This is a genomic window from Kocuria sp. PD6 (assembly GCF_031844145.1).
GTDB lineage: Bacteria > Actinomycetota > Actinomycetes > Actinomycetales > Micrococcaceae > Kocuria > Kocuria marina.
Genome location: NZ_JAUZUS010000022.1, coordinates 1 through 11,752 on the forward strand (window position 1 = coordinate 1; position 11,752 = coordinate 11,752).

General features: G+C 54.3%; 6 protein-coding genes. All 6 read right to left on the reverse strand.

Annotated features, from left to right (window positions below; genetic code table 11):
- Positions 1-591: 591 nt before the first annotated feature.
- From Q9R22_RS12920 to Q9R22_RS12945, 6 genes are read right to left on the reverse strand one after another with little or no spacing between them, the layout of a single operon-like run.
- Positions 592-2,226, reverse strand: coding sequence for a UvrD-helicase domain-containing protein (locus Q9R22_RS12920; RefSeq protein ID WP_131332350.1), 1,635 nt, complete (start codon positions 2,224-2,226; stop codon positions 592-594).
- Positions 2,202-4,244: an AAA family ATPase gene (locus tag Q9R22_RS12925; RefSeq protein WP_311254290.1), complete on the reverse strand. Its 2,043-nt coding sequence runs from the start codon at positions 4,242-4,244 to the stop codon at positions 2,202-2,204. Before Q9R22_RS12925 ends, Q9R22_RS12920 begins: the two co-directional genes overlap by 25 nt.
- On the reverse strand, positions 4,241-4,969 hold the full coding sequence (locus Q9R22_RS12930; protein ID WP_131332352.1) for a M48 family metallopeptidase: 729 nt from the start codon (positions 4,967-4,969) through the stop codon (positions 4,241-4,243). Before Q9R22_RS12930 ends, Q9R22_RS12925 begins: the two co-directional genes overlap by 4 nt.
- Positions 4,956-8,048: a type I restriction endonuclease subunit R gene (locus Q9R22_RS12935; RefSeq protein ID WP_131332353.1), complete on the reverse strand. Its 3,093-nt coding sequence runs from the start codon at positions 8,046-8,048 to the stop codon at positions 4,956-4,958. The genes Q9R22_RS12930 and Q9R22_RS12935 overlap by 14 nt, the downstream gene beginning before the upstream one ends.
- Entirely contained in the window at positions 8,045-9,277 is a 1,233-nt protein-coding gene (locus Q9R22_RS12940) for a restriction endonuclease subunit S (protein ID WP_131332354.1), read from the reverse strand. The genes Q9R22_RS12935 and Q9R22_RS12940 overlap by 4 nt, the downstream gene beginning before the upstream one ends.
- A complete protein-coding gene (locus Q9R22_RS12945) occupies positions 9,274-11,715 on the reverse strand; it encodes a type I restriction-modification system subunit M (protein WP_131332355.1) in 2,442 nt (813 codons plus the stop codon). The genes Q9R22_RS12940 and Q9R22_RS12945 overlap by 4 nt, the downstream gene beginning before the upstream one ends.
- Positions 11,716-11,752: the final 37 nt, after the last annotated feature.

The window sequence follows — 11,752 nt, forward strand, 5'->3', positions numbered from 1 at the left end:
TGACCGCCCTCACTGCCTGACCCCTACGAAAGATCGCTACACCACTTCTCGGGGCTTGACCACACCCGGACCCACGATTCGTGGTTCCGGGTGTTCATGTGGTCGAGATCCTGCCCGATTACTCAAGCGTTGCCCGCCACTATTTGCCGGCGGTCGACGCGTTGCGAAGGGCTCAAGCCTCCACTGACCAGCATGACTGTCCTGAGCGTTCCGGCACCCAAGCAAAGACGTCTCGTCGAGCCTTAAATTTGCGCCTTGGCTATGACCAGCTGGACGCCATAGTTGCCAGGTACAAGGCAGGGGAGACCACTACAGCCTTGGCTCGCGAGTATGCCATCTCGCACTCTTCGATCCTGCGGCTGTTCAGTCAGCGGGGCGTCCAGACGCGCGTACGCGGCATGACAACTGAGAGGGAGCGTGAGGTGCTGCGGCTGCGCTCTGGGGGCATGATCATCCGAGACATTGCCAAGCAAGTTGGGTGTAGTTACGACACGACACGGAAGTTCCTTTTGTCCACGACCGGAGATAGCTATCGACCTGACATCAATCCGTAGGCATTAAGGGAAAAGGGGCAGGGGCCCCGTCGCCCATCTATAGGTCTTGAGTACTGAAGACAAAATCCTGTCCGAATAGGTGCTCGGCGCCGGCTAGAGCCCTATCACTCAAGTTTGACTGAGCAAGGACGGCTAGTCTTTGAGTGGGTCTTGAGCATGCCACATACAACAGATTGAGACTTCGTTGGTATTGTGACTTAGTTATATCACCGGCCAGCACGCTCTCAAATTTGTACTGATTCCACAACGTGTCGTCAATGACGACAAGTACGTTTTCGAACTGTTCGCCTTTCACGCCATGCTTGGTTGAAAATACAGTTTCATTGTTTAAGTACCTCTCGAGAGCAATTACCTGGGTGTAAGGCAGTGCGCGAAGTGCCAATAAAAATACACGGTCCTTTTCCGCTTTGGCTTCGTCGACTGGATTTTCAAGTGTCTGCTCAAATGACAGAAGCCGCTTCGGCTTTTGAAGTATCTTTTCAGTGAAAACGTAATCCAATACCTCGCCGATAGAACCGCTTGTTCGTAACTCATTCAACTTATCGATAGAGTGTGCTACCGCTGACTTTTGGTAGTGGTGTTCAATGGGGGTTCCCGATGCGGCATACAGGTCCAAGAATTTTCCGGATGCACCGGACAGGTAGCTGGCACACAGGAGTTCTATATTGGTGAATAAGTCACCAAACTCATTATCTCGAGTCATCAAGTTATCTGGGCCGAATGATGATCGAGCCTGATAGACGCCTAGCAGTCTATCCCAGGCTTGCTGGCTTGCAATACCTTTCCTCGTCAGCACCAAGATTTTGGAGGACTCTTCTTCCCATCCGTCTGAAAGAAGATGTTGCCAAACTTTTTGAAAAGTATCGGAGGAATCTCCGTTTGAAGCGAAAAAGCGCGCTTCTCCAATCGCGTTACCATGGCCAGGGTTCTGCTGTAACTCAGGTCGAAGCTTATTCAGCATTGAAATTACGGCCAAGGGGCATCGATAATTTTCAGTTTTTTGAATTTTATCAAGTGACGAGTGATTGACCTCCCCAACACCTGAGTTGTAAATTTTCTGCATGTGATCTCCGAATAATCCGACAACTATTCGGCCAGCTGCACTTGCTGCTAGATGGTCGAGTAGAAGGGAAATTGTTTTCGGATTTGTGTCCTGATACTCGTCCACGAACACTATGGGGAATCGGTCCGCCACGAGCTGGCCGATTTTTGGGTATCGAGAAAATAGTCGCTCCGAAACACTTATAACGTCGTCATGGCCCAGTTTTCCACGAGCGTACTTGCGAGGATATTGCCAGTATTCGATCCTTATGTCGGACAAATCGATTCCAGTATTCTCAGGCTTTCCCGAGGCTTCGGCAAGTGCCAGCACTTCAGCCTTCAGTTCTCTCTGGAACGGCTCGATTAGCGACCACAAAAATTCGTGGATCGTGGAAACTAACACGAGCGGATCGTTGTTTATCCGACTTTTAATCTCGTTAACTGCTACGTTCGTGTAGGTGATGCATACGATTCTCTGTCCATTGGACGAAAGCTGCTCGGCAGAGTCAGCCACTAGCCGAGTAAGAGCATTGACAAGGGTCGTTGTTTTACCGGCTCCGGCACCTGCGTCAACTAGGAAACTCTGGCGATCAGCGATCCGCTGAATTACGATTTCGTTGACGTCAACCATGACAACCCCTCTGCGATGTACCTTGGTGTTGTGGAAGCCCCTAAAGTAACTACGTCAAATGCGAAGTCAGCCTTGCTGTCGATCTGATCTGCGATTTCGTAAGATTTATCCCTAATCCTTTCAGATGTCATGCGAACCCCGTCCTCTTCAAACAAGTGCATGTTAGCAAGATGCTGCTCGGTACTACTTAGTTCTCCGGCGTTGGCAAGAATGAAGGACTCTTCGAAGCTTCGACCGCATTTCATTCCGGGGCCTTCTGGGATTTGATAGGCTACGCGAACGTTTTCAGCGGATTTGGTATCGTCAGTGGCACCCAAAAGTTCGGCAACCGATTGCTTTTCAGGAAGCCAGGTTTTCAGCGTCGTATTACTTGTGATGGCATCTTGTGTGCTAACTGGCACTTTATTGTGACGACCAGTACGCGCTACTGAATCAATGTCGGTGATCACTAGAGTTGGCACACCAAGAAATTCAAGTAGGCTCTTGAACTTTACAGCATAAGCACCGCCGACTTCGATTACCGAAATGTACTGATGGACAAGTTCCGGCGCATCCTTCTTTATCATTGCAGGCAACGCAAGACGCTCAGCAGTTCCCTCGATGAGGACTATTTTGTCGGCAAAGAACATGTCGCGCCTGTGCAGTACGAGGTACTGTTCGAGAAATTTCAGTGTAGTGTCCGAAATGCCCGCGTCAGCTTCTTCACCTGGTTCTTTTTTCGCGACCCTCGCCTTGGTCTCGAGTTTGGACTTAAATTTACGTAAGTCTCGTACCTCGGCCCCATTGGCGGATTTTTGCAAGTACCGAATACATGAGAACCCGCTTTCAGCGATGATATGCGAAGAGTGCGTTGTTACTACGATCTGAACATTCCAGCCCTCTTTTGAACGTATGTAGTCTCGTACATTTTTGATGAACACGGCTTGCATTTGTGGGTGGAGATGTGCCTCAGGTTCTTCAACGAAGAGTATCTGCATACCCGCCCGTGGAGTCCGTTTTCGATATTCTTCAAAAAAGGCCACAAATTGAAGAATGATGAAGATTAGCTTGGAGTATCCAAGTCCGTTGTGCGACTCGGGCAGAACGACATCTTCGTGCGCATATACGACGCGTGTGCTACCTGATAGGAGGCCTGTAGCATCAAACTGCGATACGACTTGCAACTCGTGTGCGAGTGGAGTCGTGTTTACTCCAAAGCCACGTAAGTCCGTAAAGACACCTTCGAAAATGGTCTGGTATTCTCCATCTAGTCTGGTTGCGAACGATTCAAGTACGCCTTCGAGTGTTGCAACCGACTGGTCGGTGTCGCTGATGGCCTTGTAGTAGGCTTCAAAACCTTTGGACAGCCCTTTGCTCGAGTCTTGAGACGTGTCATCGAAGTGGTTTTGCGCGTAGATGAATTCCGTTGTGACGGCGTTGCGAGCCTGAGTTCGATCAATGTCTTTGAAGTTGCTAGAGTCTTGTTTATCTACGGCCTGAAAAAGCATCGAGTAAACGCTGTCGATTTTTCGCCGCACGAATTCGAGCAAGGTCAGATCGTTCCTTTGTGCTTTCGCCGCTTCGAACGACTTAAATAATTCCAAAGGTCGATTAGGCTGAAGTTTGCATGAAATGACGGCATCTCTCCGCGATGGATCAAGGTCTCTGATAAGCCCTGATATAGGGGTTAATAGATCACCCTCTTCGTACTCGATTTCTATTTTCAGTTCAATTGTGGGTAGTGCCTTGGATGCCGAATCTTCTATTTCGAGCGCGGAGTCGTTGTTTCCTTGTAGCTTTTCATCTTGGGCGGACAACCATTTAGTCCCGGCCTCAAGCAGTTGTCGCTGTGCACCAAGGCTAAAATCGTCTATCGTAAAAATATTACGATCAGTCCCGAGGAACTTGTAGAAAATTTCGACTACTGATGTTTTGCCGCTGTTATTTCGACCGACAATCATTGTCGCATCAGGCTCTAATTCCATTGCGATAGATTCAAGAAGTCTAAAGTTGTGAACCGATATCTTGACTACTTTCATGCGTGTCTCCAGTTTTCTTCCGCTAGTGGTGCGGCATTTAGTTGGTCTCGTCGGGCTTGCCAGTCTGGGAGATAACTACTCATTAGTTCAGTAAAACGATCATTGTGGTTCCGCTCCAATAGATGGGTCATCTCATGGACGACGATGTACTCCAGGCAATCCGGGTGCTTTTTCGCCAGCTCAACGTTGAACCATAAATGACGGGTTTCGCGGTTGCATGAACCCCATTTGGTTTTCATGCGTCGGATCGTCCACTGGGGTACCGACACTTCGAGCTTCTGTTCCCAGGTTTCGATGATGCTAGGAATCGACTCGCGCAGTTGCTGTCGATACCACTGATCGAGTGCCACCCGGCGCTTCTCGGCGGTCGCGCTGCTCGGCGTATAGAGCACGAGTCGCTCGCCATCGACTTCGAAGTGAGTTCGCCCTGGTCGCTCGACGACTTTCAGTCGTCGGCGGAGGCCCCAGACGTAGTGGGACTCTCCAGTGACCATCTCTCGTTCGGTCTGTCGCGGTGCGGCCTTGAGTTGCTCGCGCTGACGCTTGATCCATGGAAGTCGCTGGATGACGGCGAGTCTCACTTGGTTGTCGTCTAGGCGTTTGGGTGCCGCAACGCGCACGCGGCCGAGCGGCGGGTAGACGCCGATGTGGAGGTTCTTAATGTCCTTATAGATGACGTCGACGTCTATCCCTCGGACGGTCATGTACGCACTAGCTGTACTCATGGCGTGCCTTCACGAGTTCGAAGAGTTCATCGAGCTTGGCTTGGTCGAAGTCGCCACCGAGGTTGGCGCGGATGGCGTTCTTGACCTTGCGCTCCTTGATGGGGTTGCCGACCCAGGCGTCGGGTTTGGTGTGCCGGACGATGGTGTCAATCTCGATCGCAAGATGTTCGTCGGGGAGGAAGAAGTCGACGAGTGCTCGCTTGGCACCGTTGTTAGCCCAATCTGGGTACTCAGTGTCCGACTCCTTGGTGCCAAGCTGTGTCGCTGCCTCAAGCAGCTTGGCAAGGTACTCCTGGTAGTCGATGGCTTGCCGGCGTCGCTCCTCGATGATGGCGTCAAGCAGTTCGCTCATCCGGTCGTAGTACTTCGGATTCATCGCGCGCTCGTCGATGATCACCTTGCGCATATTGTTGGTGATCGTCTCGGCCACAGCCTCGGGACTCTTCTTGATGCCCTCGGGGAGCTTGTCGATCGCACCAGCGCCAAGCTTGACGATGAGGTCGATCAGTCCGGTGTCTTCGAAGTTCGAGACGGTTTCAGAGGCGCTGGCTTGGATGTAGGTGTCGAGAAGGAATCGCATGCCGGCTTCGTATTGCTTGAAGTCGACGTCCTCACCGGCCCCCAGCTTCACCTCTGCGCGCACATCGACGTAGTGGGCGATCTCCTTTTTGATTGCTTCCGCCTCAGACTCGCTGTAGCCCGCTTCGGTCATCTCGTTGGTGAGGTTCGCGAAGGCTCGCGTCACACCTGCGACTGACTTGTACAGTTCGACGCGCTTTGGTTCATTGGCTTTGAGCTGCTCGGCGTTACCTTGCTCCATCGCACAGAAGTACTGCTGGTATTGGAGCGTGTTCTTCGGTGGGGCAACAGCTTCCACGAGTGCACGAATGCGCTCAAGAGCGTCGTCGAGGTCTTCGCGCGCCTTCTCGATGCGGTCGCTAAGGAGACCCTCGATGTCTTTCTTCTCGTAGCCGTCCAAAGCACCCGAGGTGTAGTCAGTGATCGCGTCCTCGAGCGAGTTGAAGAGGTCCTGGTAGTCAATGATGTAGCCGTAGTCCTTGTCATCGCCGTCGAGACGGTTGACTCGGCAGATGGCCTGGAACAGGCCGTGGTCGCGCATCTTCTTGTCGATGTAGAGGTACGTAGCGCTCGGAGCGTCGAAGCCGGTGAGCAGCTTGTCGACCACGATTAGGAGCCGCATCTGGCCGGGGTTCTCGATGAACTGCTTTTTGACCGCCTTCTCAAATTCCTCGATCTTGCCGACGGCCGTGTCTTCTGGTTCGTCGAAGTAGTCGGCCAGCATCCTGCGGTAGATGTCGTACTGACGGATTCTCTCGGTCTTGCCTTCGCCGGAGTCTTCCTTCGAGATGTCACTGGCATTGGGCATGTAGCTGGTCACGATGGCGCACTTGCCCTTGAAGCCGGCGTTGCAGAACAGCTCGTAGAACTTGCAGGCCTGGTAGATGCTGGAGCCGACAAGCATGGCGTTGCCGTGCCCGTCCACCAGGCGCGGCTTCGTCGCCATATCGAGCAGGATGTCGTTGACGATCTGCTTGGCGCGCGGCTCGCTAGAGACGACCTTTTGCATGGTGCCCCAGCGCTTCTTGAGCTCGGCCTTGGAGAGGTTAGTCATGCCCTTGGTCTTGACCTCGAACCACTTGTCCACCTGTGCGGGTGACGTCAGGTTCTGATCGATGTTGCGAGCCTCGTAGCGCAGGTCCAGCACGACGCCATCCTCGACGGCCTCGTCGAACTTATAGGTGTGAATGAAGGAGCCAAAGGTTTCGATGCTAGTGGCCTTGTCGGCCTTCAGAAGTGGAGTGCCGGTGAAGCCGATAAACATGGCCTCCGGTAGGAGTTGCTTCATGGCCGTGTGCATCTTGCCGGACTGGGTGCGGTGGGCCTCGTCGACAAAGACGAAGATATTGCCCTTAGCTTTGAAGTCCTTGGGGATCTTAGCGTTCAGCTCAGCAATAAAGTTTTCGCCAGCTTCGTCGACCGCCTGGTCATCGTCGCTCCCACGGAATTTGTGTACGAGGGAGCAAATGAGCCACTCCTGTGTCTGGTTCAGCGTGCCCAGTAGGTCGGCGCCGCTCGACGTTCGGTAAATCTGCTCGTTGACGCCGTTAAAAACCTTTTCAATCTGATCATCAAGCTCTGTACGGTCAGTGATCAGCAGGACCCGCGCATCGGCTTGGTGCTCCCGAATCCATTTGGCCAGCCAGACCATCGTGAGGCTCTTGCCGGAGCCCTGAGTGTGCCATATGATGCCGCCCTCGCGCTTGGCGATGCGCTCTTGGGCAGCTTTGATGCCGAAGTACTGGTTGTGGCGCGGACCCTTCTTGGTGCCCGCGTCGAAGACGATAAAGTCATGGATTAGTTCGAGGAAGCGGCCCTTATCGCAGAGTTGCAGGAGAGCTCTGTCGATCGGGTCGGCGACCGCTGATGGCTCCTTCCACTCCAGCCAGTACTTCTCGGGTGTGTCGATTACTCCATAGCGCAGCCCCTCGACGTCGTTGCCTGCGAACACGAACTGCACCGTCGAGAAAAATGAACGAATAAATTCGGACTTTTGATTGCCGATGGTCTGCCGAATGCCCTCAGTGACGGACACCTTCGATCGCTTAAGTTCAATCGTAGCTAAGGCGAGGCCGTTGACATACAGCACCACGTCTGGGCGCTTGGTGTGCTGGCCAAGGACTGTGACTTCTTCAACCACAACGAAGTGGTTAGCATCTGGGTTCGCCCAGTCGATGAGCCAAACTGTCTCGGTCTGCTCGCCAACGCCAGGCTTGACCTTCACGCCGTAACGGAGCAGTTGATAGACATCCCGGTTGGCCTCGTACAGGTCATGACCGGCGCCAACCGAGGCCGCCTTACCGAGCTGGTCGAGAGTACGAGTGATCAGGTTGTCGTCGTAGTCCCGAGCTCTGAGGTTCTGCACCAGCAGGTCGCCCTCAATGTTCGAGTTGCCATCGCGGTACTCCCAATTGCCGAGGTACTCGTAATCAAGCTGGTCCCGGAATAGCTTGACGACGCGCTCTTGAGCCTTGCGCTCGATCTGACCGACGTCGCTCATGAGGCGACCTCTGCAGCTAGGCGAATCCGGCCCGTGAGTAGTTGCTGCATCATGCCCTGTTTTATGGCGTGGGCTTTTGTGAGCCGGTGGCGCAGAGCGTGGATCTCATCTTCCATATCGGTTACAGCACTGGCGATAGCAACCTGTTCCTCATGTTCAGGTAACGGAATCTCGAGAGCAGCGATATCTGCGGGGCGCAAATTGTTGATACTCGATCCAGCAAGAAGAACCTCAATCCAATCGCGGTAGGGCTTCGTCTGAAAGTGAAGTGCCGCGAACGACGGCAAAATGGCTCCAGTATTCGGGCGGTACACCATCATGAATGCCCCAAACGTCTGTGGTATCGAGCCGGTGGCTCGGATTGGGGCAGCTTTTCCCACGAGTTGCTTGCTGCCGTTGGCGGCGCAGATCAGCACATCCCCGGTGCGTAGATACTGGTCGGCGCGTACTCGACGCCGGTGCACGTACTGAACATCGCTCAAATTCAGCGATGAATCCTGAACGTTATTTGCCCGGAGTAGATCGACGGTGGCTGCCGTCCGCCTAGCACTAAGGTCTATATCCGGTTTGTAGCCAACGCCGCGCACAGTCTGGCCAACATCAGCAAGCCTTCTATTTATCCATGGTTTGTCAAATCCCGGTAGGCGAGTGCGGCCGGTGAGGAGCTGCTGCGTCACCCCCTGCTTGATTGCCTGCTTCTTGGCGATGAGGCGTTCGATGGTGGCGATCAGGTCGTCGGCATCTCGAAGCGCACCCGAAATTTTGCGCTGCTCGGCCATGGGCGGCAGCTGCACCTTGAAGTCCCGGACCATCCCTGCATTCAAATTCGCTTGGGTCCCTTGCTGGCCAAGCTCTTTGACGCGCGGTTTGATCGCCTCTAGGTGGTAGTAGAGAAACTCGCGATCCAACTCTGCGCCGGGCTGAATGCCAAGGATCGCCTGACTCGAAGAGATACGTCCGACTGCGACGCAAACTTCGCCGAGCGATGCGTACATGGCGTAAAGGACAACATTAGGCGCATACAACCTCGCAGCGCTAGATTTCAAGCCTTCGGCGGTGAGCGTGGTCGCGGTTGACGAAACGTACTTGCCGCTATTTGTCATATCCGTGATCGAAACCCACGGAATGCCGCCGCCAAAGTAGCGGCTGACTGTTCTCGATGGTGTACCTCCACTGCCCATGCTGGCGATGTCGCCAAGGCGGCGAGTGGGCCATGTTGCAGTACTCATGCGCGAATCCCCATGTTTGCCAGATGCTTTGCGACTTTGGATTCCAGTTTGTCGAGTTCTGTGTCCAGGTCATCCATAGTATCCACGTAGCGCTGCCCGAGCTGGTGGATGCGTGCGACAAGAGCCAGCGTCAGCGCCTCAACCTCGGCATCTACCTTTCTCGCAATCGTGGCTTGCCACTTGTGGTCAACCACGAGGTTCTTGACGTCGACTTCGGTCAGGTCGCCGTACTTCGCGAGCGTTGCTTTGTCGAGTTCGGCTTGGGCTTCTTTGACGACCTTTCTAGCGGTCGCGTCTTCGTCGTAGAGCTTTATAACGTGTTCGAGCGCCTCAATCTCGTCCTGGTCTGCCTTTTCGCGTTTGGCGACGCGCAGGCGGGCGCTCGCGAGTGCTTTCGAGATCTTGTCCTCGTCCATAGCCTCAATAAGCAGTCCATCCTCGACGGCGTGTTCCTCTACATATTCCTCGACGGCGCGCGTGGCTTCCTCGGCGGCTGCGGTGAGCTCGTCCACTTCGACCTGTTCGTCGGCTAGGTAGTAAGCCACGAGGAGCGCTGGCGGGAGGAGGTCCATTTTGTACTTGGTGGCGCTGCGGCCTGAACCGACTACCAAGTCCGGTGTCTCCGAAAGCTTGCGCACTTTGTCTTCGATGGTCTTGCGGGGCTTCGAGGCATTTAGCCATCCCTCGTTCATGACGAGGAACACGTCATCGTGCATGGTGTCGTGCCAGTAGGTCATGAGTTGCTCGTACACGTCGTACTCGTCGAGTAGCGGTACGGACTTGAACCGGCCGAGCAGGTCGTCGCCCATGGTGACAATGAGGTCGTTCGCTCGAGTGTTGGCGTCGATCGTGGCAATTGCATCGCGGTGGGCGGCGAACCAGGCGGCGGTGAGTGCCTTCGCCTCGTCGGCAAACCTCTGAAACTCGGTCGAGTCGAGAATGGCCTGCTGCACCTCACTGACATCGATGGTCAGGTCGCTGTACCCGGGACGGTTTTGCCTGAAGAGTTGGTTACGGAGCTGCGGGAAGGCGTCCCAGTATTCGTCCAGGGCGTCGAGGTCTGCGTTCGGGATGCCGCCGTGTAAGTGTGCGTGAAGATCCTGGAGGTCTTCGGGGTCCGAAGAATCGATGTAGCGCGGGATATTCAGGTTGTAGTCGTTCCTCGGGTCCGCGATCTCACTCATCGGCACCATGCGCGAGTAGCGCGGAATCTCGATTTGTTTAGTAAACGTGTCGACGACCTTGTGGATGTCTTGGCTGCGAAGGCGATTCTTGTTGCCGTCCTTCTTGAATCCCTTGGACGCGTCGACCATGAAGACACCAGTGCGAGCAACTGCGTTCTCCTTATCGAGAACGACAATGCAGGCGGGGATACCGGTGCCATAAAAGAGATTGGCGGGGAGCCCGATGACGCCCTTAATGAAGCCCTGCTTTAGCAGTCGCGTGCGGATCGTGGCCTCAGCGTTGCCGCGGAATAGAACACCATGCGGCAGGATGATCGCCGCCTTACCGGTGCTCTTCAGCGACGTGAGGGCGTGCAGAAGGAAGGCGTAGTCGCCGTTCTTCTCCGGCGGGCGGCCGTACTCGAAGCGATTGTAGTCGTTCTCGAGGCCGTTGTTCCATGACTTCACCGAGAACGGTGGGTTCATGACGATGTAGTCGAAGGTCCGCAGATGGTCACCTTTGGTAAACTGCGGGTTGGTGATCGTGTCGCCTTTTTCGATTTCGGCAATCTCATTGCCGTGGAGGATCATGTTCATCTTCGACAATGCCCACGTGGCATTATCCTTCTCTTGGCCGTAAATCGTCATGCCACGCGGTGCTTCGGCGGCCGCCTTGAGCAGTAGCGAGCCGGACCCGCAGGCCGGGTCGTAGACGGTCTGATCCTGGCGAGTGTTTGGACCGATACCAACCACCTTGGCGAGGATGCGTGAGACCTCGGCCGGCGTGTAGAACTGGCCCTTACTCTTGCCTGACTCCGTGGCGAAGTGGCGCATCAGATACTCGTAGGCGTCGCCCAGGAGGTCGTCACCTTCGGCGCGAGAACCACGGAAGTCGAGGTCGTTAAATATGGTGACAAGTTTGGAAAGACGATCCTGCATCTCCTTGCCCTTGCCAAGCTTCTCCTCGTCGTTGAAGTCAGCCAGGTCGATGACATTCCGCAGACCGTTGGCCTCGGCGAGCTTGGCGATGATCTTGTTGAACCGGTCGCCAATCTCCTTATCTCCCTTGGCAGCGAGCATGTCTTCAAAGGATCCGCCAGCGGGTACGTCGATCAGGGAGTCTGGATCTGTCTTGGCTTTGTCAGAGACATACTTTACGAACAGAAGCGTCAGGATGTAATCCTTATACTGCGAAGCATCCATGCCACCGCGAAGTTCATCGCAACTCTTCCAAAGTGAGCTATACAAATCTGATTTTTTCAGGGCCAATGCCATCCGCCTATTCTCCGTTTATATTTATATGCATTTTACC

Excerpts from the sequence above, each read along its gene's own strand:
- Q9R22_RS12920 (WP_131332350.1), bottom strand. The coding sequence starts at position 2,226 with ATGGTTGACGTCAACGAAATCGTAATTCAGCGGATCGCTGATCGCCAG.
- Q9R22_RS12925 (WP_311254290.1), bottom strand. The coding sequence starts at position 4,244 with ATGAAAGTAGTCAAGATATCGGTTCACAACTTTAGACTTCTTGAATCT.
- Q9R22_RS12930 (WP_131332352.1), bottom strand. The coding sequence starts at position 4,969 with ATGAGTACAGCTAGTGCGTACATGACCGTCCGAGGGATAGACGTCGAC.
- Q9R22_RS12935 (WP_131332353.1), bottom strand. The coding sequence starts at position 8,048 with ATGAGCGACGTCGGTCAGATCGAGCGCAAGGCTCAAGAGCGCGTCGTC.
- Q9R22_RS12940 (WP_131332354.1), bottom strand. The coding sequence starts at position 9,277 with ATGAGTACTGCAACATGGCCCACTCGCCGCCTTGGCGACATCGCCAGC.
- Q9R22_RS12945 (WP_131332355.1), bottom strand. The coding sequence starts at position 11,715 with ATGGCATTGGCCCTGAAAAAATCAGATTTGTATAGCTCACTTTGGAAG.